This is a genomic window from Streptomyces sp. NPDC050264, assembly GCF_040655895.1.
In the GTDB taxonomy this organism is placed as follows: domain Bacteria; phylum Actinomycetota; class Actinomycetes; order Streptomycetales; family Streptomycetaceae; genus Streptomyces.
Genome location: NZ_JBFAKV010000018.1, coordinates 103610 through 125936 on the forward strand (window position 1 = coordinate 103610; position 22327 = coordinate 125936).

General features: G+C 72.7%; 22 protein-coding genes. 13 read left to right on the plus strand and 9 right to left on the minus strand.

Annotated features, from left to right (window positions below; genetic code table 11):
* Positions 1–8 precede the first annotated feature (8 nt).
* Positions 9–695: a phosphonatase-like hydrolase gene (locus tag AB0J02_RS28660; protein WP_363196675.1), complete on the minus strand. Its 687-nt coding sequence runs from the start codon at positions 693–695 to the stop codon at positions 9–11.
* Positions 692–1483: a GntR family transcriptional regulator gene (locus tag AB0J02_RS28665; protein ID WP_363196676.1), complete on the minus strand. Its 792-nt coding sequence runs from the start codon at positions 1481–1483 to the stop codon at positions 692–694. The genes AB0J02_RS28660 and AB0J02_RS28665 overlap by 4 nt, the downstream gene beginning before the upstream one ends.
* Positions 1484–1609: 126 nt before the next feature.
* On the opposite strand from AB0J02_RS28665, the gene AB0J02_RS28670 reads away from it, so the two are divergent.
* The 4 genes from AB0J02_RS28670 (at position 1610) to AB0J02_RS28685 (ending at position 5862) form a co-directional block, all read left to right on the plus strand.
* Entirely contained in the window at positions 1610–2785 is a 1176-nt protein-coding gene (locus AB0J02_RS28670; RefSeq protein ID WP_363196677.1) for a TIGR03364 family FAD-dependent oxidoreductase, read from the plus strand.
* Between the two features lie 88 nt (positions 2786–2873).
* Positions 2874–3260: a hypothetical protein gene (locus AB0J02_RS28675; RefSeq protein WP_363196678.1), complete on the plus strand. Its 387-nt coding sequence runs from the start codon at positions 2874–2876 to the stop codon at positions 3258–3260.
* A 223-nt stretch (positions 3261–3483) separates the two neighbouring features.
* The gene (gene asnB / locus AB0J02_RS28680; protein ID WP_363196679.1) at positions 3484–5325 is read left to right on the plus strand and encodes an asparagine synthase (glutamine-hydrolyzing); all 1842 of its coding nucleotides are present in this window, start codon (positions 3484–3486) and stop codon (positions 5323–5325) included.
* A 147-nt stretch (positions 5326–5472) separates the two neighbouring features.
* Entirely contained in the window at positions 5473–5862 is a 390-nt protein-coding gene (locus tag AB0J02_RS28685; RefSeq protein ID WP_363196680.1) for a VOC family protein, read from the plus strand.
* A gap of 77 nt (positions 5863–5939) precedes the next feature.
* Here the strand turns inward: AB0J02_RS28685 and AB0J02_RS28690 are convergent, their stop codons facing one another.
* Positions 5940–6176: a hypothetical protein gene (locus AB0J02_RS28690; RefSeq protein ID WP_363196681.1), complete on the minus strand. Its 237-nt coding sequence runs from the start codon at positions 6174–6176 to the stop codon at positions 5940–5942.
* Positions 6177–6367: 191 nt separating this feature from the next.
* Positions 6368–9553 carry a cytochrome P450 gene (locus AB0J02_RS28695; RefSeq protein ID WP_363196682.1) on the minus strand — a complete coding sequence of 1062 codons (3186 nt, stop codon included), beginning with the start codon at positions 9551–9553 and terminating at the stop codon, positions 6368–6370.
* 206 nt (positions 9554–9759) lie between these two features.
* Here AB0J02_RS28695 and AB0J02_RS28700 point away from each other — a divergent pair, with 206 nt between their 5' ends.
* Positions 9760–10392, plus strand: a complete 633-nt coding sequence (locus AB0J02_RS28700) for a PAS domain-containing protein (RefSeq protein ID WP_363196757.1) — start codon at positions 9760–9762, stop codon at positions 10390–10392.
* Here AB0J02_RS28700 and AB0J02_RS28705 read toward each other — a convergent pair.
* Positions 10337–10864 carry an SRPBCC domain-containing protein gene (locus AB0J02_RS28705; protein ID WP_363196683.1) on the minus strand — a complete coding sequence of 176 codons (528 nt, stop codon included), beginning with the start codon at positions 10862–10864 and terminating at the stop codon, positions 10337–10339. The genes AB0J02_RS28700 and AB0J02_RS28705 overlap by 56 nt on opposite strands.
* 117 nt (positions 10865–10981) lie before the next feature.
* Here AB0J02_RS28705 and AB0J02_RS28710 point away from each other — a divergent pair, with 117 nt between their 5' ends.
* Positions 10982–11953: a glutathione S-transferase C-terminal domain-containing protein gene (locus AB0J02_RS28710; protein WP_363196684.1), complete on the plus strand. Its 972-nt coding sequence runs from the start codon at positions 10982–10984 to the stop codon at positions 11951–11953.
* A 37-nt stretch (positions 11954–11990) separates the two neighbouring features.
* A complete protein-coding gene (locus tag AB0J02_RS28715; protein WP_363196685.1) occupies positions 11991–13148 on the plus strand; it encodes a dihydrofolate reductase family protein in 1158 nt (385 codons plus the stop codon).
* Here the strand turns inward: AB0J02_RS28715 and AB0J02_RS28720 are convergent.
* Entirely contained in the window at positions 13139–14080 is a 942-nt protein-coding gene (locus AB0J02_RS28720; protein WP_363196686.1) for a DMT family transporter, read from the minus strand. The genes AB0J02_RS28715 and AB0J02_RS28720 overlap by 10 nt on opposite strands.
* An 85-nt stretch (positions 14081–14165) precedes the next feature.
* Here AB0J02_RS28720 and AB0J02_RS28725 point away from each other — a divergent pair, with 85 nt between their 5' ends.
* From AB0J02_RS28725 to AB0J02_RS28740, 4 genes are all read left to right on the plus strand, one after another.
* On the plus strand, positions 14166–14786 hold the full coding sequence (locus AB0J02_RS28725) for a helix-turn-helix domain-containing protein (RefSeq protein WP_363196687.1): 621 nt from the start codon (positions 14166–14168) through the stop codon (positions 14784–14786).
* Positions 14783–15217, plus strand: coding sequence for a protein phosphatase (locus AB0J02_RS28730; protein WP_363196688.1), 435 nt, complete (start codon positions 14783–14785; stop codon positions 15215–15217). The genes AB0J02_RS28725 and AB0J02_RS28730 overlap by 4 nt, the downstream gene beginning before the upstream one ends.
* A gap of 161 nt (positions 15218–15378) precedes the next feature.
* Positions 15379–17304, plus strand: coding sequence for a tetracycline resistance ribosomal protection protein Otr(A) (otr(A), locus tag AB0J02_RS28735; protein ID WP_363196689.1), 1926 nt, complete (start codon positions 15379–15381; stop codon positions 17302–17304).
* Between the two features lie 46 nt (positions 17305–17350).
* On the plus strand, positions 17351–17995 hold the full coding sequence (locus tag AB0J02_RS28740; protein WP_363196690.1) for a DUF4230 domain-containing protein: 645 nt from the start codon (positions 17351–17353) through the stop codon (positions 17993–17995).
* An 18-nt stretch (positions 17996–18013) separates the two neighbouring features.
* Here the strand turns inward: AB0J02_RS28740 and AB0J02_RS28745 are convergent, their stop codons facing one another.
* On the minus strand, positions 18014–18820 hold the full coding sequence (locus tag AB0J02_RS28745; RefSeq protein ID WP_363196691.1) for a putative protein N(5)-glutamine methyltransferase: 807 nt from the start codon (positions 18818–18820) through the stop codon (positions 18014–18016).
* A gap of 241 nt (positions 18821–19061) precedes the next feature.
* Between AB0J02_RS28745 and AB0J02_RS28750 the strand changes: the two genes are divergently transcribed.
* Both AB0J02_RS28750 and AB0J02_RS28755 read left to right on the plus strand, forming a co-directional pair.
* Positions 19062–19628: a methylated-DNA--[protein]-cysteine S-methyltransferase gene (locus tag AB0J02_RS28750; RefSeq protein WP_363196692.1), complete on the plus strand. Its 567-nt coding sequence runs from the start codon at positions 19062–19064 to the stop codon at positions 19626–19628.
* A 14-nt stretch (positions 19629–19642) separates the two neighbouring features.
* Entirely contained in the window at positions 19643–20380 is a 738-nt protein-coding gene (locus AB0J02_RS28755) for a 2OG-Fe(II) oxygenase (protein WP_363196693.1), read from the plus strand.
* Between the two features lie 16 nt (positions 20381–20396).
* On the opposite strand, the gene AB0J02_RS28760 is transcribed toward AB0J02_RS28755, so the two are convergent.
* Positions 20397–21827, minus strand: a complete 1431-nt coding sequence (locus AB0J02_RS28760) for an MFS transporter (RefSeq protein ID WP_363196694.1) — start codon at positions 21825–21827, stop codon at positions 20397–20399.
* Positions 21824–22279 carry a MarR family transcriptional regulator gene (locus AB0J02_RS28765; protein ID WP_363196695.1) on the minus strand — a complete coding sequence of 152 codons (456 nt, stop codon included), beginning with the start codon at positions 22277–22279 and terminating at the stop codon, positions 21824–21826. The genes AB0J02_RS28760 and AB0J02_RS28765 overlap by 4 nt, the downstream gene beginning before the upstream one ends.
* Between the last annotated feature and the right edge of the window lie 48 nt (positions 22280–22327).

A 22327-nucleotide genomic window follows, 5' to 3' on the forward strand; every position in this document is an offset into this window, starting at 1 on the left:
GCGGGTGCTCAGTCGCGGGCGGTCTCCGGGAGCCCGGGGATGTCCGCGACCGAGTCCAACACGTAGGTGTGCGGGTGGAGTTCGAGCTGCTCGCGGGTCAGCCGGCCCGTGAGCACGCCCACGACGACACCCGCTCCCGCGTTCGTCCCCGCCGTCAGGTCGACGGCGGTGTCCCCGGCGACGAGCACCGTGCGCACGTCGTCGACGCCGCACTTCTCCATCGCCCGGTGGATCATGTACGGCGCGGGCCGGCCGCGGCGCACCTCGTCCGAGGTGACGACGGCGTCGAGGTTGCCGCCCTCGCCGGTGGCCCAGCCGAGCGAGGCGAGCAGCGGCAGCGCCACGTCGTCGCTGAAGCCGGTGGTCAGGGCGATCCTGATGCCGCGGGCGCGCAACTCCGCAAGTGCCTTGTCGGCGTGGGCTGTCGGCTGCGGCGGCACATCCTCGTAGTGCTTCTTGAGGAACGTACGGAAGGCGCCGTACTGCCGCTCGACCAGGCCGGCGTCGGGAGTGCCGCCGCCGATGCGGACGAGCGCGGCGATGGCTTCGCGCTTGTCGGTGCCCATCCAGGTCTGGAGGTCGGCGGGGGCGACGGCGACGCCCGTCTCCTCGACGGCGCGGCGCAGCGCCTCGTACACGGCGCCGTGTTCCTCGATCGTCGTGCCTGCCATGTCGAAGACGGCGAGTTCGATCACTGGGTTTCCTTAACGGTGTGGTGGGGCGGAGCGCTGTCGGAGTGGTCGCGACCGGCGACAGTGCGGCCCCCGACGGTGTTCTCGATGGTGAAGGTGGCCATGGACGGCAGATAGCGGTCGTCCGCGTACTCCACGGGCGTACCGGTGCCCGTGTACGCCAACCGCCGTACACGCAACAGGGGTTGGCCCTCCGTCGTGTTGAGGAGGTCGGCGTCGGCGCGGTCCGCGGGGATGGCGTCGATGGTGTGGCGGGCATGGTGCAGGTCGACGCCGCGGGAGGTGAGCGCCTCGTAGACGGAGCCCGCGTCGGGGTCGACCGCGAACAGGTGCAGGCCCACGTCGAGGACGAACGAGGAGCGCTCGATCATGACGGGTACGCCGTCCAGCCGGCGGAGCCGCACCAGGTCGACGACCGGGGCGCCCTCGTCGAGGCCGAGGCGCGCCGCGGTGTCGGGTGTGGCGCGCCGGCGGGCGACCTCGACCGTGAACTGTCCAGGTGTGCGCCCGATCGAGTGCGCCCACTGCGTGAACGACATCAGTGAGGCGAACGGCTGGGACGGCGTGATGCGGCGGGCGACCGGCGGCCTGCCGCGGCCGCCGACGAGGTGCCCCTCCGCGCGCAGCTGCGCGAGGGCCTGGCGGACCGGGCCGCGCGAGGTGCCGAACTCCTCGCACAACTGGGCCTCGCTCGGCACCGGCTGCCCCTCGGGCCACTTCCCCGTCTCGATCCGCCGCCGGAACTCGGCTCCGAGTCGCTGGTGCAGGGGCCCGTCCTCAGTTGTCTTCACAAGTTGAGTCTCGCAGCCCCATACCGCACGAGGCAAGGCCTCTCCGTCCGCCCATCCGGTAAACATCCGGGAAACTTGTATAGACAGCCCTTGCGGGAGGTCATCTCCACTCCGCAGGGTGGTGGCATGAGCATCGCTACCCCGCCCCCTCTCCCTGTCACCCTGCCGCGCGACCGCAGCGACCTCGTCGTGGTCGGCGCGGGGATCGTCGGTCTCGCACACGCCGTCGAGGCGGTGCGGCGCGGCCTGCGGGTGACGGTGGTCGAGCGGGATCTGCGGCCGGTGGGCGCGTCCGTGCGGAACTTCGGGCACTGCTGCGTCACCGCGCAACGTGGTGGGCTGCTCGATCTCGCGACCCGCTCGCGCACGGGCTGGCTGGACGCCGCGGCGCGCGCCGGACTGTGGGCGCCGGAGGCGGGCGCGCTCGTGGTGGCCCGGTCGGCGACGGAGCTGGCGGTCCTGGAGGAGTTGCGGGACGAGCGCGGCGCCGACGCGGTGCGGCTGCGTACGCGGGACGAGGTGGGCGACGCCCTCGGCCGGTCCGCCGGCGAGCGGGACGATCTGGTGGGGGGCGCCCTGCTGCCGGCCGACCTGCGGGTGAACCCGCGGGAGGCCGCGCCGCGCCTCGCCGCGTGGCTCGCGGAGCAGCCCGGCGTGCGTGTCGTGTGGGGCACGAACGTGACCGGCGTCGAGACCGGCACCGTGCACACCAGTCGCGGCCCGGTCCACGGCGATCAGATCCTGCTCTGCGTGGGACACGACCTGGACCGCCTGTACCCCGAGGAGGCGGCGGCGCACGGCATCGAGCGCTGCCGTCTGTCGATGGCCCGCGTCGAGGCGCCCGCCGGTTTCCGGACCGACGCCGCGGTCCTGACCGCCACGTCGATGCTGCGCTACGACGCCTTCACCGCGACTCCGTCGGCGGCGGCGTTGCGGGCCGAAGTCAGCGGTCACAGCGCGGAGTTGCTCGACGTGGTGGCCAACGTGATGTTCACGCGGATGCCCGACGGATCGGTACTGGCCGGCGACTCGCACGCGTACGACGCGACGGAGATCCCGTTCCAGGACGAGGCGGTGTCGACGCTGCTGCTGCGCGAGGTCGCACGGGTCCTCGGGGTCCGCGAGGTGCGGGTGACCGAGCGCTGGCAGGGCGTGTACGCGAGCAGTGCGCGCGGGCCGCTGCTCGTACGGGACGTGGCTCCGGGGGTGCGGGCGCTGTCGGTGACGTCGGGGGTCGGCATGACGCTGTCGTTCGGTCTGGCCGCCGCGACATTCGACGGATCGCTGCGCGCGACGGCCTGACGCAGGGAGACCTCTGCCCCCGGCACCGGGACGACGGCCCGGCACACTTCGGCCGGTACCGAACCGACCGCTGCCCGCGCTCCCGTCCATGACCACCGTGTTCCCCCTCCCCCATCTGTCCGTCGAGCCGGGCGTCCTCTACTACGGCACGCCCGCGGTACTGCTGTCGACGGAGAACCCCGGAACGGTCCGTCCGCGGGCGCCACTTGAGGACGGACCGGCGCCCGTCGGCCCACCGGACGTAGGCGGCGCCGACCTGCCCACCGGAGCACGGGCCCTCCACGGTCAGCCGCACCCCCGTCCGTTCGTACAGCGCGTCGGCGACGCGGTCGGCGTCGAGACGTTCCGCGCGTTCCCAGGAAGTCATCCGGCGATGATGCCAGCAGGATTGATCAAACCTTTGCCGATGGCCGGATCGCACTGGTCGCCCGGGGCAACTGATCTCAACAAGCCCGCCGCACAAGGGATTTGCTAAGGGGATCATTGCGGTCGGCCAGTGGGCGCACGGCCGAAACCCTCCGGTTCGCGCCACTGTCCGCGTTACGGCCACGTTGACCGGGCCCGCCGCCATGACACACGCTCGACATATAGATGCCGTGTACAACCGACTTGGCCCCGGCTCCCCACACGCCTGCCTCTGCGCAGGTCAGCGAGGTCTGTCCGCTGCACACGGTGGAACGTGAAGCAGGAGGAAGCGTATGTGTGGCATCACCGGCTGGATCTCCTTCGACCGTGACCTGCGAGCCTCGGCCGACGCATTGGATGCGATGACGCAGACGATGGAGTGCCGCGGCCCCGACGACCGCGGCACCTGGATCGAGGGACCCGCGGCGCTCGGTCACCGCAGGCTCGCCATCATCGACCTGCCGGGCGGCCGACAGCCCATGACGGCGACGACACCGGGCGGCACGGTCGCCCTGGTGTACTCGGGAGAGACGTACAACTACACCGAACTGCGGGCCGAACTCGCCGAACTCGGCCATGAGTTCAAGACCGACTCGGACACCGAGGTGGTGCTGCGCGGCTACCTCGAGTGGGGCGAGGACCTTCCCGAGCGGCTCAACGGCATGTACGCGTTCGCCGTGTGGGACGGCCGCGCGGACAAGCTGCTCATGATCCGCGACCGGATGGGCATCAAGCCGTTCTACTTCTACCCGACCGCCGACGGCGTGCTGTTCGGCTCCGAGCCCAAGGCGATCCTCGCGAACTCGCTCGCCAAGGCCCGGGTCACGCTGGACGGGCTCCGCGAGTTGTTCACGTTCGTGAAGACTCCGGGACACGCCGTGTGGGACGGGATGCACGAGGTCGAACCCGGCACGATCGTCACCGTCGACCGGTCCGGGCTGCGCAGCCACGCGTACTGGACGCTCAAGACGCGGGCGCACACCGACGACCGCGAGACGACCATCGCCACGGTGCGCGAACTGCTCGACGACATCGTCCGCCGCCAGCTGGTCTCGGACGTGCCGCGCTGCACGCTGCTGTCGGGCGGCCTCGACTCCTCGGCGATGACGGCGATCGCCGCGCGACAGCTGGCCGAGCGGGGCGAGACCGTACGGAGCTTCGCGGTGGACTTCGTCGGGCAGGCGGAGAACTTCGTCGCGGACGAGCTGCGCGGCACGCCCGACACCCCGTTCGTGCACGACGTGGCGGGCTCGGCCGGGACCGAGCACCGCGACATCGTGCTCGACTCCCAGGCGCTGGCCGACCCGGAGGTACGGGCCCGGGTGATCCGGGCCCGTGACATCCCGGCAGGCTTCGGCGACCTGGACGCCTCGCTGTATCTCCTCTTCCGCGCCATCCGCGAGCACTCCACGGTCGCACTGTCCGGCGAGTCGGCGGACGAGGTGTTCGGCGGGTATCTGCAGTTCTTCGACGAGGAGGCGCGGAACGCGGACACCTTCCCCTGGCTGGTGCGGATGGGCCAGCACTTCGGCGACGACGCGGACGTGCTGCGCCCCGAACTCAGCAAGCGTCTCGACCTGGAAAGCTACGTCGCCGACAGTTACGCGGACGCGGTCGGCGACATCGAGCGGCTCGACGGGGAGAGCGACTTCGAGTACCGGATGCGGCGCATCTGCCACCTCCACCTGACCCGCTTCGTGCGGGTGCTGCTCGACCGCAAGGACCGGGCGAGCATGGCGGTGGGCCTGGAGGTGCGGGTGCCGTTCTGCGACCACCGGCTCGTCGAGTACGTCTACAACGCGCCGTGGGCGCTGAAGTCGTTCGACGGCCGCGAGAAGAGCCTGCTGCGCGAGGCCACCGCGGACGTACTGCCGAAGTCGGTGTACGACCGGGTCAAGAGCCCGTACCCGTCGACGCAGGACCCGAAGTACGCGGTCGCGCTGCAGGACCACGCGAAGGAACTGCTCGCCCGGCCCTCGCACCGCGTCTTCGACCTGGTCGACCGCGAGCGCGTGGCCCGCGCGGCGAACCGTGAGGCGCCCCAGATCACCCAGGCCTCCCGCCGCGGCCTGGAGCGCACCCTGGACCTGGCCCTGTGGCTGGACATGTACGACCCGGAACTGGTCCTGGACTGAGCCAGGCGGCCCCGGCTCCCCAGGCGGGCCCGGCGGGGTGGCGAACTGTCCCGCGATGTGCCTAGTATCCGCGGCAGCATCGCGTGCCGGTCACCGTCCGGGTGAGGCATGGAGGTGCCGGAGTTGCCTTTTGGGAGGCAATCCATCGTGTCGGTCCAGCTGAACCACACCATCGTGCACGCCCGGGACAACCGGGAATCCGCCGAGTTCCTCGCACACATCCTGGGACTCGACGTCGGGGCCGAATGGGGCCCGTTCGTCGCCGTCGACCTCAGCAACGGCGTGACGTTGGACTTCGCGTCCATCCCTGCCGAGTCCATCGTGGCCCAGCACTACGCCTTCCTCGTCACCGAGGAGGAGTTCGACGGCGTCTTCCAGCGCATCAAGGACGCCGCTATCACGTACTACGCCGATCCGCACGGCAAGCAGCCGGGCGAGATCAACCGTCACGACGGCGGCCGCGGCGTGTACTTCAAGGATCCGGTGAACCACGGCATGGAGGTCATCACCCGCCCCTACGGGAGCGGTGACAACTGAGAGACCGGTGGGTGGGGTCGCGTCACCGGCGCGGCCCCACTCGGCCCGCCCGTCTCCATCGCCCGTGTGACCCGCGTTCAGCGGAACTTCGTCACATGCAGAACGAAAAACACGGTTCCCACGGTCACCGCCAGGGCCCCCAGCACTCCCAGCCCCAGGGCCGTGCGCCGCGCCGGACGGCAGACCAGTTCGGCGTCCTCCGGGCGGACGTTCCCCGAACAGGGCAGCGCCGCGAGCCCATAGGTCACCAGACCGGCCGTACCGAGGGTCAGGCCGAGTCCGAGCCACGTCACACCCGCGGACAAAGGGGACATGCGTCTGATTCTGCCGCCGCTCCGGCAATCCCGCTATCCCGGCGGAAATTCACCGGACGGCCGACCGTCATCGTGCGGCCCCCGGGCCGACTGCCGTGGCTGCCACGCACGGTGACCGGTGACGGAGCGTTCGGCTCAGGACCCGACCGGGTCCGGTGCCCGGTCGGGGGGCCTGACGCTCGCCCGCGGGGTCAGCCGCCGTACACGTCCTCCACGTAGCGCCCGTCGGTGACGAGCGCGGCCAGCCACTGTTCGGCGTCGGCCTCGTCGGCCCCGGGGACGCGTTCGCGGTACAGGCCACGGAACGCGGCGCGCACGCCCGGAGCCATCCGGGCGCCGTCCCCGCACACGTACACGCGGGCGCCGTCGAGCAGCAGTTCCCAGAGTTCGGGGCCCTCGGCGGCGACGCGGCGCTGCACGAAGGCGTGCCCGTCGACGGGTGCCTCGCTGAAGACCGGCCGCAAAGAGATCGCCCCGGCGGCGTCGGCCGCGCGCAGTTCGTCGGCGTGCAGGAGATCCCGGTCCGGGTGGTCACAGCCGAAGTAGACGAGCGCGGGCGGGAGTTGACCGCCCGACGTCGCGAGGCCGAGGCGGTCGGCGATCGCTCCGCGGAACGGCGCGAGGCCCGTACCCGCCGCGATCATGACGACCGGTTCGGGCGCGTCGTGCCGGATGCGGAAGGCGTCGCGGCACGGCTGGACGCGGCCGAGCACGGTTTCGCCCGGGCGCAGTGCCGCCAGATGGGTGGAGCCCGTGCCCCGGTAGCGCCCGGTGCCGGAGGCCGCGGGCGCGTCGAGGACGGAGACCATCAGGTCCACATGTCCGGGCCGCGCGGCGGGGCTGGAGGAGACGGAGTAGTGGCGCGGCCTCAACGGCGGCAGCAGGTCGAGGAGTTGCGGCCAGCCGAGGGCGCCGCGCAGGGCCGGGTGGCCCTCGACGAGCTCGACGAACGTACGGGGATCGCCGGCGGGCAGCGTCGCGAGCGCGGCGGCCTCGGGCGGGCAGGGGTTCGCCGCGGCGAGCACGGCGAGCTGCTCGGAGGTGGGCCGGTGCTGCAACTCGACGTGCCGGGTGAGGAGTTCGCGAGCCGTCAGGGGTCGGTCGACGGCGAGGCCGTCGCGGCGAGGCCGGTCGGTGCGGATGTCGAGCACGGTCTCCGGGTCGATGCCGAGCGCGCGTACCGCGCGGTCGACGAGGGCGGGTTCGTGCGCGGGCAGCACGGTGAGGTGGTCGCCGGTCCGGTAGGTGACGCCGTCCGGCAGCGCGAGCCGCAGGAACCGCTTGGCGCGCGGGTGGTCCGCGGCCGTGAGGTCGTGGGCCTCGGTGACGGTCAGCGGGGCGAGGCCGTGCCGGGCGGCGGCGAGGTCCAGGGGGCCGCCGGTGATCTCGCGGATCTCGTACGCCGCTGTGGGCGCGGGCCCCGCGTCGGTGGCGTCGGGGTCCCCGTACCGCTCCAGGAGGGCGGCGCGCAGTCCCGCGGTGAAGGTGCGCACGGTGCCGTTCAGGTCCCCGGAGGCGTCGGCTGCGGCGCGCTCGCACAGCCGCTCTGCGCCGAGTGCGGTGAGGCGCTCGTCGATGCGGGTGGGGACGTGCTGGTAGGTGGCGGCCCAGTTGCGGTCGCCGACGCCGAGCACGGCGTGCACCGCGCCGTCGAGGGAGCCGTCCGCCGCTCGGTCGAGCCCGGCGACGAACTCCCGTGCGTCGTCGGTAGGTTGGCCGTTGTAGGAAGCGGCGACGACGATCACCGGCTGATCGGTGGGCAGCTTCTCGGCGTAGGTGTCGAGCGGGGCGACATCGGTCGCGCAGCCGAGGGCGGCCGCTTCGTCGGCGAGTTGGGCGGCCAGGTTCCGGCAGGTGCCGTAGTTGCTGCCGTGCAGGAACAGGGCGCGGGTGCCGGGCCGGACCCGTACCGGCAACTCGGCTGTGTTCGCGGCCTGTTCGGGAGTTTCGGTGCGGCCCGGCAGCGGGGAGTGGCGGCGGTCGGCCGGGGTGCGCGGGGCGAGGCCCAGGGTGAAACCGTCCGGCTTCATGGTGAGGGTCTCCTTCACCGTGAGCCGGTAGTCGGCGTGGTCGCGCAGCCGGTAGCGGTGCACCAGCATGGCGAGCAGCATGGTGGCCTCGTGGAGCGCGAACTGCCTTCCGATGCAGGCGCGTTCACCGGTTCCGAAGGGCTTGAAGGCGTGCGGGGAACGGGCCGCCTCGGCCTCGGGGGTGAACCGGTTCGGGTCGAAGCGTTCCGGGTTGTCGCCCCACACCGGCTGCCGGTGCAGCATCGGGGCGAGCACGGAGACGCCCTGTCCGGCGCGCACGGGGATGCGTCCGCCGAGCAGGGTGTCCTCGCGGGCCTCCCGGCTGAACGCCGCGGCCGTGGGCCACAGCCGCAGCGCCTCGTTGAGTACCTGCCGGGTGCAGGTGAGCCGGCCGACCTCGTCGAAGTCCGGTTCAGGATCGGCGGTGTCCCCCCACAGCGCGTCGACCTCGCGGCGCACGAGGTCGAGGACGGCCGGGTTCTTGGCGAGGTAGTACAGCGCGAAGGACATCGCGCCGGACGTCGTCTCGTGTCCGGCGATCAGGAAGGTGATGACCTGGTTGCGGATGTTGGCGGTGTCCAGCGTGGCGCCGTCCCGCGGGTGTTCGGCGGTCAGCATCAGGCCGAGCAGGTCGTCGGTGTGCTGTTCGCCACCGCGCTGCCGGGCGGTGATGACATCGTCGACGACCTGCGCGAGGTAGTCGGCGTCGGTGCGGAAGGCGGCGTCGGCCGCCGCGTGGTCGCCGCCCGGGGAGCGGGCGAGACGCTTCATGCTCCACTCCAGGCAGCGCACCATCGACTCGACGAACGGGTGCGGTTCGGTACTCGCGAAGGATCCGAAGTCGTAGCCGAATCCGGCCAGTCCGATGGTGTCGAGCGTCATCCGGGTCATGTCGCCCGGCACGTCCACGGGCCGCCCGTCGTGCGCGGCGCGGTCCCAGGTGTCGATGAGGCGGCGGGCCACGCGGTACATCACCGGGTGGTAGCCGCGCATCGAGCCGAGCGCGAAGGCGGGCATCAGGATGTCGTGGGCGCGGGCCCAGTTCGGTTCGTCGTTGTACGCGGTGAACAGGCCGTCGGCGGCGAACGCGCGGACGTTCTCCAGGGCGGGCCCGATGTGTTTGGTGAAGCGGGTCTCGTCGGCGAGTTCGGTGACGAGGTCGAGGTCGGAGACGAACAGGGCGTCGCGGCCGTGCAGTCGGCGCACCAGGACCGGGCCGTGCTCCCGCATCAGGCCCATGACCTGTTGCAGCGGGGCCGCTCCCGGCCCGGTGGCGGAGATGTCGATGAGCGGCACACCGTCAACGGGGGCGCTGGGGTGCGGCGGGAGCAGCGTGGGGTGCGGCATGGTGCGGCAACAGCCTTTCGCGGGTGGGGGGATCGGCGCTTCCAGCTTGCTCCCGCTCCCCCGCCGGCCGACGCCATCGCACTACATGATTGTGTAGTGGACGACGGCATGCCGGACTTGTGCGCGATGCGGGTTCATGGCTGACGGGACAAGGGCCCGGAGGGAGGAGCGGGACGGTGGACGCGGTGGTGTGGCGCAATCGCGCGATGGTTCTCTTCGACCGCATTCCGATGCCGGTCGCCGTGTGCGACGCGTACGGGGTCGTACGTCTGGCGAACGCCGCGCTCGCCGCCGAGTGGGGCACGACCCCGGGGCGGCTCAAGGGCCGGGAGCTGCTGAAGATGTTCGCGCCGCGCGACGGGACGCAGGTCGACCGGCTCGTCGAGGCGCTCAAGCTGCGGCGCCGCTCGCGCTACACCGTGGCCGTGACCTGGCAGGGCGCCGACGGGACGCACCGCAGCGGGGAGCTGATGGCCGACCCGGTGAGCGAGGCACCGCACGCGCTGCCCGACCTGCTGGTGATGCTGCGGGTGACGGGAGAGGCCGCACCGCACCCGGCGCCCGCCCCCGCGCCGCTGCATCCGAACGAGGAGCGGATCCTCGCGCTGCTCGCCGCGGGCGCGACGACGGCACGGGCGGCGCGCGAGACGGGCCTGACGACCGACGGCGTCACCTATCATCTGCGGCGTCTGTCCCAGCGGTGGGGCGCGGCCAACCGCACCGAACTGGTCGCCCGCGCCTATGCGCTGGGGATTCTGGAGCCGGGGGTGTGGCCGCCTCGGCTCAGGCCGTCCAGGCCGGGCACCGGCGCGCCGGAGGGGAATCCGGCCGCGATGTAGGCGTCGTACAGCTCCTTCCACGACGCGCTCGCCCCGGTGTGCGGTCCGCCCGGGGCCTCGCCGCGATCGGCCGCGTCGAGCTCGCCGAGGCAGATCTCCCAGCCTGCGGCGTTGCGCGCAGCGCCGTCGGCCGACTCCAGGACGTTGGTGAGGCTGAGCCGGTGTCTCCGTCGTCGAGCGGTTCGAGGTCGAGGCGGAGTTCGTCACCGCCCCAGGGCAAGGCGGAGTGGCGCGGGGTGTCGGCGGCGAGGACCGTGCCGGCGGGCTCCGGCATGTTCGGATCGCCGGAGAAGCGGATCACCGCGCCGGGGCGCAGCTCGCGCGCCTCGACAGCGGACGGGAACCAGCGCCTCAGGTCGGCGGGGTCGGTCACGTAGCTCCAGACGCGCTCGATCGGCCGCGCATGGGTGCGCGTGAGACGGACGGCGGTGCGGCCGTCGTCGAGGGTGAGGCGGACGCCGGTGATGGTCATGCACCGAGCGTCCCACCGGCCACGGACAATCACCCGCGGCGCGGTGGTGCGCGGCGTGATGCGCGGGCAGGCTCGTCACCGTGGCCCGCGCAGGGTCCCGGATCTGGAGGAAGACCCGTGAACGGCAACGACTCGTACGGCAAGAAGGGCTTCAAGCGGTCCCGCAGTCATTTCGCCGACCGGATCACGGCCGACGGGCGGGACGGCTGGCCGGTGGAGGCGGGCCGCTACCGGCTCGTCGTCAGCCGCGCCTGTCCGTGGGCGAGCCGTGCCCTGGTGGTGCGGCGGCTGCTCGGCCTGGAGGACGCCCTGTCCCTGGCCGTCACCGACCCGATCCAGGACGAACGCAGCTGGCGTTTCACGCTCGACCCGGACGACCGTGACCCGGTGCTCGGCATCCGGTACCTCAGCGAGGCGTACGACGCCCGTGAGACGGACTACCCGGGCGGTGTCAGCGTGCCCGCGATCGTCGACGTACCGTCCGGGAAGCTCGTCACCAACGACTACCAGCAGCTCACTCTCGACCTCGCGACCGAGTGGACGGCGCTGCACAGGGACGGCGCCCCCGACCTCTACCCGGAGCCGCTGCGCGACGAGATCGACGCGGTGATGGAGGACGTGTACCGGGAGCTGAACAACGGCGTGTACCGGGCCGGCTTCGCGACGAAACAGAGCGAGTACGAGGACGCGTACCGGGATGTGTTCGGGCGCCTGGACGCGGTGTCCGAGCGGCTCGCCGGGCAGCGCTATCTCGTCGGTGACACGATCACGGAGGCGGACGTACGGCTGTTCACGACCCTGGTCCGCTTCGACGCCGTCTATCACGGCCATTTCAAGTGCAACCGCAACAAGCTGACCGAGGACCCGGTGCTGTGGGCGTACGCGCGGGATCTGTTCCAGACGCCCGGCTTCGGCGACACCGTCGACTTCGACCACATCAAGCGGCACTACTACCAGGTCCACACGGGCGTCAACCCGACCGCGATCGTGCCGCTGGGCCCCGACCTCTCGGGCTGGCGGACCCCGCACGGCCGGGAGCGACTCGGCGGGCGGCCGTTCGGCGACGGGACGCCGCCCGCGCCTCGGTAGGGTCGGTGGACACGTCCCGCCCGGTCACGGAGTCGCCATGTCCCGCCCTCACGTTCTGTTGTCCGCCGCCGTCTCGCTCGACGGCTGCCTCGACGACACCGGGCCCGAGCGGCTGCTGCTGTCCGGTCCCGAGGACTTCGACCGGGTCGACGCGGAGCGCGCGGCGAGCGACGCCATCCTCGTCGGGGCGGGGACGCTGCGCGCGGACCGGCCCCGGCTGCTGGTCAACTCCCCCGAGCGGCGCGCCCGGCGGGTCGATGCGGGGCGCTCCGCGTATCCGCTGAAGGTGGCGGTCAGCGGCTCCGGCGAACTGGACCCCGGCGCCCCGTTCTGGACGACCGGCGGCGAGCGGCTGCTGTACACGACGGACCGGGGCGCGGAGCTCGCCCGGCCCCGCCTGGCCGGCGCCGCCGACGTGGTGGCGCTCGGTCCGGCGGTGGAGTGGGCGGCGCTCCTCGACGACCTCGGGGCGCGGGGCGTGCGGCGGCTGATGGTCGAGGGCGGGGCGCGGGTGCACACGCAGCTGCTGCAGCTCGGGTTCGCGGACGAACTGCGGCTCGCCGTCGCGCCGTTGGTGGTGGGCGAGCCGGACGCGCCCCGGCTGTTCGGGCCCGGCTCGTATCCGGGCGGGCCGCGCGGCCGGATGCGGGTCCTGGGCGCGGAGCGGGTGGGCGACGTGATCGTGACGCGGTACGCGCCGGCCGTGCCCGGTACCGCGGCGGCGGCCACGGCGGCGGACCGGCACTGGCTGCGGACCGCCTGCGAACTGGCCGGGGACTGCCCGCCGTCCGAGACCGCGTTCAGTGTCGGGGCGGTGATCGTCGCGGCGGACGGTTCGGAACTCGCGCGGGGTCACTCGCGGGAGGCCGGCGACCCGGTCGTGCACGCGGAGGAAGCGGCGCTCGGCAAGCTCGCCCCCGACGATCCGCGCCTCGCGGCGGCCACGGTCTACAGCAGCCTGGAGCCGTGCGCGCGCCGGGCGTCGCGGCCGAGGCCGTGCGCGCGGCTGCTCGTCGACGCGGGGGTGCGGCGGGTGGTGACGGCCTGGCGGGAGCCGGACACGTTCGTGCCGGGCGCGGACGGGATCGGAGTGCTGGCCGGGGCGGGCGTCGTCGTCGCGGAGGTACCGGAGCTGGCCGAGGCGGCCATGCGACCCAACCGGCACCTGGTCACCGCGAAGCCCGGTCAGGAGTAGCGGCCGCTGGTGCGGTCGCCCTGCCGCGACGGCGCGTGGCCGGACGCCCGCACGGGCCGGCGCCGCCGTGTGCCGCCGCTCCGGACGACCAGGACGGCGGTGAGTCCGAGCGCGAGGCCGATCGCGGTGCGTACGCCGAACGGCTCGTCGAACATGAGCGCTCCCCACACCGCGGTCACCGGCGCCATCAGGAACATCAGGGCGTTGACCTGTGTCAGTCCGCGCCGGCGCAGCACGATCCAGTAGAGGCCGTAGCCGCCGAACGTCGACAGCCCGACGAGCCAGGCGATCGCGAGCCAGAAGGACGGCGCGGTGGGCGGCGCCGCCGCGCCGGCCGCGAGGGCGAGAGCCGTGAAGACGACGGCGCTCGTGGCGCAGTGCACGGTCAGGGCCGCCATCGGCTCGACGCGCGTGGGCGAGCGGCTCTCCACGAACGTGGCCGCCACGAGCGCCAGCATGCCGAGGAAGGGGATCAGGTACGCCCACCCCGCGACGCCGCTGACGGCCGCCGCGTCGGCCGTGGTGACGACGAGCACCCCGGCCGCCCCCAGGCAGAGTCCGAGCCACTGCCGCGCGCTGACGTACTGCCGCAGCAGCGGACCGGCGAGCGCGCCCGCGGCGAGCGGCTGGGTGCCGTCGATCAGGGCGGTGGTGCCGCTGGAGACGCCGAGCTGGATGGCGTAGTAGACGGTCAGCAGATAGCCGCTCTGCGACAGGGCGCCGACGACGATCTGCCGTCCGATGTCGCGCCGTGTCAGGCCGCGCCACCACCGCCGTCCCACGGTCGCGGCGACGGCCGCGAGAACCAGCGCGAGCGGCAGGAACCGCCACATCAGCGTGGTCACGGCGCTCGCCTCGCCGGCGCCGAGCTTGGCGCCGATGAAGCCGGAACTCCAGGTCAGGACGAATCCGAGGGAGAGAAGGACGTTCATGGTGCGGACACCGCCTCACTGACGATCACGTGTATACAGATCGGTCTACTTGGCTCGACTATACAGATCGGTCTACTCTGGGTGCATGCGCACCTCGACGACCCCAGCCCCGCCGACCGTCGATCCGGACCGCCCCGACCTCACCCCGGCCGCACGCCGCGTCCTGGAGACGGCGTCCCGGCTGTTCTACGAGCGCGGCATCCATGCCGTCGGGGTGGATCTGATCGCCGCGGAGGCGGGCGTCACGAAGAAGACGCTCTACGACCGGTTCGGCTCCAAGGAGCGCATCGTCGTCGACTACCTGGCCACGCGGGACGCGCGCTGGCGGGCCTTCCTCGCCGTGCACCACGACCCGGCCCAACTCTCACCGCCCGAAAGGGTGCTGGCGGTCTTCGACGCCTCGAAGGAGTGGATGGCGGCTCACAGCGGCAAGGGCTGCAGCATGGTGAACGCGCATGCCGAGATCAGCGATCCGGCCCATCCCGCCTACGCCGTGATCACCGGGCAGAAGCAGTGGATGCTGGAGCTGTTCACCCGGCTCGCCTCGGACGTCTCGCCGGACAACGCACGGGAGTTGGGGCGCTCGCTGATGTTGCTGCACGAGGGCGCGCTGGTCTCGGACGGCCTCGACGTGTTCCCGGACTCCTTCGGGCGGGCGCGCCGCCTCGCGGCGTTCCTGCTCTCCGCCGCGCGGGAGGCGTCATGACCTGGGAGCCCGACGCGCCCGGCGTGCTGTGCCTCCCCTCGGGCCGCCTCGTACGCGGCCGGGGGCTTCGTCACCCACTGCCGCCCGGGCCCACGGCGACGTACGGCGTCCATCTCCTCGGCCACCGGCCCCCGCCCGTGGACTGGGAGTCGACCTGGCTGCGCTGGCCGGACTTCAGGCTGCCCGCCGACGCCGGGCGGGCGCGCGCCGTACTGGTGGACGCGTGGCGCAGGTCCGCCGAGGAGCGGGTGGAGGTGGCGTGCGCCGGCGGCCGGGGCCGCACCGGGACCGCGCTCGCCTGCCTCGCCGTCCTGGACGGGGTGCCGGCCGCCGAGGCCGTCGCGTACGTGCGCCGCGCCTACGACCGGCACGCTGTGGAGACGCCCTGGCAGAAGCGGTACGTTCGCCGGTTCACCGCGCCCGGAAATTGAGTTGCGCCCAGCGGTGACCCGCTGCGCACCATAGGCCGGTCACCGTCCTCACAGGCCTGGGCGGTCATCGTCCTCGCCGGTTCAGGAGACCCGAATGCGCCGATTCCTCGAAGCAGTTCAGCGACCCCGCCGGACCACAGCTTTCGAGGACTCGACCTTCCATGCAGACCCCGCAGGTACGCACGACCCTGAACATCGGCATTCTCGCCCACGTCGACGCCGGTAAGACCAGCCTCACCGAGCGGCTCCTGTTCGACACGGGGACCATCGACCGGCTCGGCAGCGTCGACGGCGGGGACACCCGCACCGACACCGGCGCGATCGAACGGCAGCGCGGCATCACGATCCGCTCGGCTGTCGCCGCGCTCCGCGTCGGCGACACCCAGATCAACCTCATCGACACCCCGGGCCACTCCGACTTCATCGCCGAGGTCGAGCGGGCCCTCGGCGTGCTCGACGGGGCGATCCTGCTGATCTCCGCGGTGGAGGGCGTGCAGGCGCAGACGCGTGTGCTGCTCAAGACGCTGCGCCGGCTCGGGCTGCCCACGCTCGTGTTCGTCAACAAGATCGACCGGGCGGGCGCGCGGACCGCCCCGCTGCTCGACGACATCCGCCGCCGGCTCACCCCGCACGTCGTCCCTCTGACGGACGTCCGGCACGCCGGCACGCCGCGCGCCGCCGTCACCGCCCGCCCGCTCGACGACCCGGCGACGCGGGACGAGGCCGCCCGCATCCTCGCGGAACTCGACGACACGATCCTGGCCGCACTGGTCGACGGCCCACCGCCGGGCACCGACGCGGTACGTGACGCCCTGGTACAGCGGACCGGCGACGGCACCGTCCATCCCGTGCTGTTCGGCTCGGCCATCGGCGGCCAGGGGGTGCCAGAACTGCTCGATGCCGTACGCGCGTTCATTCCCGCCACCACGAAGCCCGAGGCGGTGACCGCGCGGCCCACCGGCACCGTGTTCGCGGTACGGCGCGGTCCCGCGGGCGAGCGGATCGGCTATCTGCGCCTGTACGAGGGCGAAGTGAGGGCACGTCAGAAGGTGACGTTTCTACGACGCGACGCCGACGGCGGCACCGAGCGCGTCGCCGGGCGGCTCACCGGGATCCGGGTCGTCGGCTCCGGGGACGACGACACCGCCGGGCCCGGTCAGATCGCCGAGGTACGGGGTACGGCGGGCATCCGCGTGGGCGACCGGCTCGGCGAACTGCGCGGCGGACACGCCCGGTTCGCGCCACCGACACTGGAGACGCTGGCCCGCGCGGTCCGCCCCGGGCAGGGCGCCGCGCTGCGCTCGGCCCTGCTCGAACTCGCCGACCAGGACCCGCTGATCCACGCCCGCCCCGAACCCGACGGCAGCACCGCGCTCCTCCTGTACGGAGAGGTGCAGAAGGAGGTCCTGGGGGCCACGCTGGAGCAGGAGTTCGGCATCGGGGCGGCGTTCGAGCCGAGCCGGATCCGCTGCGTGGAGCGCCCAGCGGGCACCGGCGAGGCGGTCGAGGAGATGGGCCACCGCAGCACGACCGGACTGCCCGCGACCGTCGGCCTGCGGATCGAGCCGGGACCGCACGGCTCCGGCCGCGTCTTCTCGTACGAGACCGAACTGGGCTCGCTCCCACGGGCCTTCCACCAGGCCGTCGAGGACACGGTGCACGCCACCTTGGCGCGGGGCGGTCCGCAGGGCTGGCCCGTGACGGACTGCCGGGTGACGCTGATCCGCTCCGGGTTCGACTCCCCGGTGAGTGTCGCGGGCGACTTCCGGACCGTGACCGCGCTCATGGTCCGGCAGGCGCTGCGCCGGGCCGGCACCCGGGTCTTCGAGCCGGTGCACTCCTTCGAGGTGGAGGTGCCGCTCGACGCGCTCGCCCCGGTCGCCGCTCAACTGGCCGCGCTGGGAGCCTCGTTCGGGGAGACGAAGAGTGACCGGGAGGTGTGGTTGATCTCCGGGGAGCTGACGGCACGCAAGGTACGGGAGATGGAGCTGGCCCTGCCGGGGCTCACGCGCGGCGAAGGGGTGTGGTGGTCGCGTGTGTCGGGCGACCACCCGTTGCGAGTGCCGGGGACGCCAGGGAAGGCGTGATCAATCGATACGGTGGAACTAGGCCTCCTAGAAAGGAGGTTCCGCCATGACGTCGAGGACTGTGGCACTGCCCCGCTGGGCGAAGCTCGTGGGTGTACTCGTCGTGGTGCTGGTACTCGTCTTCACCGGGCTGCGGCTGCTGCACCGGCTGGACGACGTGTTCGGTACCGAGACGCACGACCGGTCGGGGCCCACGCTGCTCAAGTCCGTGCGGGACTTGAGCCGTTACGACGCCGCGTCCGGGAACTTCCAGGTCGTGGTCGACCTGGAGAAGGACACCAAATACCTCCCGGACGCCGTCCGGGGGACCCGGACCCTGTACATCGGGGCGGGCAGCGTCGACGCGTACGTGGACCTCGGGAAGGTCGGTTCCGGGGACATACGCGTCAACGACGAGCGGACGTCGGCGACGCTCAAGCTGCCCCACGCACGCCTGGGGCCTCCCGCGCTGGACACCGACCGGTCCTACGCCGTGTCGAAGCAGCGGGGTCTGCTCGACCGGCTCGGCGACCTGTTCTCGGACAACCCGAACGACGAGCGGGCCGTGCGCAAGCTCGCCGCCCGGCACATCGGGGAGGCGGCGCGGGACAGCGGCCTCACCGAACGTGCCGAGCGCAACACGACCGGCATGTTGCGCGGGTTGCTGAACTCCCTGGGGTTCAAGGACGTGAAGGTGTCCTACGGAACGTGAGCCCCGCCTCTCCCCCGCTCAAGGACGCGTCGCGATGATCACCGTGGCGTAGAGGTCGTCGTCCTGCCTCACCCGTGGCCGCAGACCGGCGGAGCGTACGGCCGCCTCTGCGGCCGCGGCCTGTCGTTCGCTGGTCTCCACGAACAGCCGGCCGCCGGGCGCCAGCCAGCCCGGCGCCCCGGCGGCCACCCGGCGCAGCACGTCGAGGCCGTCGGCGCCGCCGTCGAGGGCCATGCGCCGCTCGTGGTCGCGGGCCTCGGACGGCAGCAGCGCCACGTCGTCCGTGGGGACGTACGGGCCGTTGGCGATGAGGATGTCGACCCGGCCGGCCAGCTCCCCGGGCAGCGCGTCGTACAGGTCGCCCTCGTGCACCTCTCCCCCGAGCGGGGCGAGGTTGCGCCGGGCACATCGCACCGCGGCGGGGTCGAGATCCGCCGCGTGCAGCCGCGCGGGGTGCCGGTCCGCGAGCACGGCGGCGACCGCGCCGGTGCCGCAGCACAGGTCGACGACGACGGCTTCGGGTGGTGTGCAGGCCCGCGCCTGCCGGGCCAGGAACTCGGTGCGGCGGCGCGGCACGAAGACGCCGGGGTCGACCGCGACGCGCAGGCCGCAGAACTCGGCCCAGCCCACGACGTGTTCGAGCGGGAGACCGGCGGCGCGGCGCTCGACCATCGCGGTCAGCTCGGCGGTGTCCCGGGCGCCGGCGAACAGGACGCGCGCCTCGTCCTCGGCGAAGACACAGCCCGCGCGGCGCAGGGTCGCGACGACCTGCGAAGGGTCGGCGGGGAGGTCGGAGGGCAGCGGGAAGGACGGGGGAAGCGACATGACTGATGTATGACCTCTCGGGAAGCCGATGGGGCTCCCCGGCGTCGGACGGCCGCCGTTCCGCTCAGTGCGCGCGGACGGTTCGTACGACAGGAGAAGGGAGCTCCCGACCTGACACAGCGGTGATCGGACTCACCTCCTCGTTCGCTCGTGGTGCTGTTGGGCCCGGTCACACTACCGCACCGGACTCCGCGTCCGATTCCCGCCAGCACCCTTTCGCGTGCGCGAGCAGTCTGGAGGCATGCAGCAGACAACCGGCCCCGCGTCAGGGGCCTTCCCCGGAGAGGCCGCTCTCCTGTACGCGACGCTTCCCGGGCCGCTGGGCGACATGGTGGCCATCGGTGAGGCGTCGGCGCGGGCGCCCGGTGGCACGGCGCTGGTTTCGCTGTCCCTGCCGGGCCGGCGCGGCCCGGCCGCGGTCCGCGAGGAGTGGCGGCACGCGCCGGGCGCCTTCACTGCGCTCGCCGGGCAGTTGGACGCCTACTTCGACGGACGGCGCACCGGGTTCGACCTCGCCTTCGCGCCGCGCGGCAGCGCATTCGAGCGGCGTGTGTGGAGCGCCCTGGAGGCGATCCCCTACGGCACCACGACGACGTACGGCGCCCTGGCCGAACACCTTGGTGTCCCGCGAGGCGGGGTGCGCGACCTCGGTGCCGCGATCGGACGCAACCCGCTCCTGATCGTGCGCCCCTGCCACCGCGTCATCGGCGCCGACGGAACCCTCAAGGGATACGCCGCCGGGGTCGCCCGGAAGGAACGGCTGCTCGTCCTCGAAGGCTCCCTTCCCGCCCAGCTCCCCCTTTCGTGACAGGAACACCTCCCATGACCAGCACCACCACCGGCCTTGTCGGCCCGGCGCAGGAGCGGCTCGACGCCCTCGACTGGGCCGGGCTCACCGAAGAACTGGACGCGTACGGCAGCGCCCTGACGCCGCGGCCGGTCCTCACCCCGGCCGAGTGCCGGTCCGTCTCTGCGCTCTACGACGACGTGACCCGGTTCCGGTCGACGATCGACATGGCCCGCTACCGGTTCGGGCAGGGCCAGTACCGCTACTTCGACCGTCCTCTGCCCGACCTCGTGCAGGAGCTGCGTGCCGCGTTCTACCCGCGGCTGCTGCCGGTCGCACGGTCCTGGGCGCGGCGACTGAACCGGCCCGCGCCCTGGCCGGACGCGCTCGACGCCTGGCTGGAGCGCTGCCACGCGGCGGGCCAGCGGCGGCCGACGCCGATCCTGCTGCGCTACGGTCCGGGCGACTGGAACGCCCTGCACCGCGACCTGTACGGCGAGTTGGTGTTCCCGTTGCAGGTCGTGATCGGACTGGACGAGCCGGGCGCGGACTACCGCGGCGGCGAGTTCCTGATGACCGAGCAGCGGCCCCGGGCACAGTCGCGCGGTTTTGCCACGACGCTTGCGCAGGGGCACGCGCTGGTGTTCACGACCCGGGACCGGCCGGTGCGCTCGGTGCGCGGCTGGGCGAACGGGCCCATGCGGCACGGCGTGAGCACGGTCCGGTCAGGCCGCCGGCACACGCTGGGACTCGTCTTCCACGACGCCGAGTGACGCCGCATGTGCGGCGCTAGCGGCCCGCCCGGTGCAGCGCGCGGTCCGTCAGGGTGACGACCACGAGCAGGACACCGAGGACGACCGAGGCGCCCGCCATCAGGTGCAGGCCGCCGTCGTCGGCGCGCTGCCCGTAGGCGAGGGCGATGAGGCTGGAGGCGGTGATGGCGCCGATGTACTGGGCGGTGCGCTGCAGACCGGCGGCCGAGCCGATGTCGGCGGCGGGCGCGTACTCCTGGACCGCGGCCTGGTTGCTGGTGCCGATGAGGCCCTGCGGGATACCGAAGCAGGCGCCCACGACGAGCAGGACCACGAGCGGGGTGTGTCCGGAGACGACGGTGAGCAGCCCCGCGCCGGCGGTCAGCAGGACGCAGGCGACGGTGAGCGGGGCGCGGATGCCCTTCGTGCGGGCCCCGAGCAGGGAGCAGACCAGCGCGGCCACGGACATCGGCAGCATGAGCAGACCGGTGTACCCGGACGAGTAGCCCCGCCCCTCTTCCAGCCACTGTGTGAAGCCGTACATGACGCAGTAGATGAGCAGGTAGCTCAGGCCGTGGCGGAGGTAGGTGCGGGCCAGCGGGCCGTTCCCGGCGAGCATCCGTACGTCGATGAACGGGGTACGGCAGCGCAGTTGCCACCACAGCAGTGCGGCCGAGAGGACGACGACGGGGGCGAGCAGCCACCACATGGGGTGGGCGAGGTCGAGGAGGAAGAAGACCAGCAGGGTCAGGGCCGTGGAGAAGAGGCCGATGCCGAGCGGATCCAGGGCGAGCTTGGGGGCCGGTTCGCCGGCCGTGCCGCGCGGGGGGTCGGCGGGGATCCAGACGAGGGCGCAGACGAACGCGACGACGGCGACGGGCACGTTCACCGCGAAGATGCCGCGCCAGCCGACGACGGTGACGAGCAGTCCGCCGAGGGTCGGGCCGACGGCGGCGCTGCCGAGCGCGGCGAAGGACAGCCGGGCCATGACGGGCCTCGGCGGGCGGCGCCCCACGCGGCGTCCTTCGTCGCGCAGGACGGCCATCGCCGCGGGGTAGGCGGCGGAGGTTCCGATGCCGAGCAGCACCCGGGAGACGATGAGCCAGCCGAAGGCGGGGGCGAGGAGGCCGACGATCCCGGAGGCGCACACGACGACGAGTCCCGCGAGGAAGACGCGGCGCGGGCCGAGGGCGTCGGCCAGTTTGCCGAGGACGGGCTGGGCGACGGCGCTGGCGAGGTAGAGACCGGAGATCAGCCAGGCCGTGTCGGCGGCGCCGATCCCGAAGTCGTGCCCGATCGCCACCAGTGCGGTGGAGATCATCGTCGTGTTGAGCGGGTTCAGGAGCGAGCCGAGCAGCAGCGGGGCGGTCAGCCGGGGGTGGAATCCGGGCTGCCCGGACGCGGGCGCGGCGGCCTGTTCGCGGGGGACGGTGACGGATGCGGCTGTCTCGCTCGCGTCACCGCTCACTTCTGCACCAGCCGCTCCAGGAGCAGGGTCGCTTCGGCGAGGGTGTGCCGCTCGGTCGCGTCGAGTTCGGAGGTGAGGGCCTCGGTGAGCCAGCCGTGCTTGGCGGCGCGTACGGAGGCGAGGGTGGCGCGGCCGCTGTCGGTGATCGACATGACGGACTGGCGCCCGTCGTTCGGGTCCGGGGAGCGGGACACGAAACCCTGTTCCTCCAGGGCGCCGATCGTCAGGCGCATGGACTGCGGCCGGACGTACTCGGAGCGGGCCAGCGCGGCGGTGGTGGCGGGGCCCTCGGTGTCGAGGCGGGCCAGGACCGTGCGCTGGGTGGGGGTGAGGAGGCTGTCCGGCGACGCGCTGCGCAGCCGGCGCGAGAGCCGCCCGACGACGGTGGCGAGATCGGCGGCGATCCGCTCGGTGGCGGGTTCGGCGGCATCGGGTCCCTGCGTTCCTGACATATCCCCACCGTAGGAGATAGACAGGCAGCCTTGCAAGTTTTCCTTGCG

Bases quoted from the DNA above. Each gene is read 5' to 3' on its own strand.
- AB0J02_RS28705 (WP_363196683.1), bottom strand. From the start codon at position 10,864: ATGACCATCACCGGCGTCCGCCTCACCCTCGACGACGGCCGCACCGCC.
- AB0J02_RS28720 (WP_363196686.1), bottom strand. From the start codon at position 14,080: ATGAACGTCCTTCTCTCCCTCGGATTCGTCCTGACCTGGAGTTCCGGC.
- AB0J02_RS28695 (WP_363196682.1), bottom strand. From the start codon at position 9,553: ATGCCGCACCCCACGCTGCTCCCGCCGCACCCCAGCGCCCCCGTTGAC.
- asnB (WP_363196679.1), top strand. From the start codon at position 3,484: ATGTGTGGCATCACCGGCTGGATCTCCTTCGACCGTGACCTGCGAGCC.
- AB0J02_RS28730 (WP_363196688.1), top strand. From the start codon at position 14,783: ATGACCTGGGAGCCCGACGCGCCCGGCGTGCTGTGCCTCCCCTCGGGC.
- AB0J02_RS28750 (WP_363196692.1), top strand. From the start codon at position 19,062: ATGCAGCAGACAACCGGCCCCGCGTCAGGGGCCTTCCCCGGAGAGGCC.
- AB0J02_RS28740 (WP_363196690.1), top strand. From the start codon at position 17,351: ATGACGTCGAGGACTGTGGCACTGCCCCGCTGGGCGAAGCTCGTGGGT.
- AB0J02_RS28670 (WP_363196677.1), top strand. From the start codon at position 1,610: ATGAGCATCGCTACCCCGCCCCCTCTCCCTGTCACCCTGCCGCGCGAC.
- AB0J02_RS28690 (WP_363196681.1), bottom strand. From the start codon at position 6,176: ATGTCCCCTTTGTCCGCGGGTGTGACGTGGCTCGGACTCGGCCTGACC.
- AB0J02_RS28765 (WP_363196695.1), bottom strand. From the start codon at position 22,279: ATGTCAGGAACGCAGGGACCCGATGCCGCCGAACCCGCCACCGAGCGG.
- AB0J02_RS28715 (WP_363196685.1), top strand. From the start codon at position 11,991: ATGTCCCGCCCTCACGTTCTGTTGTCCGCCGCCGTCTCGCTCGACGGC.
- AB0J02_RS28755 (WP_363196693.1), top strand. From the start codon at position 19,643: ATGACCAGCACCACCACCGGCCTTGTCGGCCCGGCGCAGGAGCGGCTC.
- AB0J02_RS28745 (WP_363196691.1), bottom strand. From the start codon at position 18,820: ATGTCGCTTCCCCCGTCCTTCCCGCTGCCCTCCGACCTCCCCGCCGAC.
- AB0J02_RS28675 (WP_363196678.1), top strand. From the start codon at position 2,874: ATGACCACCGTGTTCCCCCTCCCCCATCTGTCCGTCGAGCCGGGCGTC.
- AB0J02_RS28700 (WP_363196757.1), top strand. From the start codon at position 9,760: ATGGTTCTCTTCGACCGCATTCCGATGCCGGTCGCCGTGTGCGACGCG.
- AB0J02_RS28725 (WP_363196687.1), top strand. From the start codon at position 14,166: ATGCGCACCTCGACGACCCCAGCCCCGCCGACCGTCGATCCGGACCGC.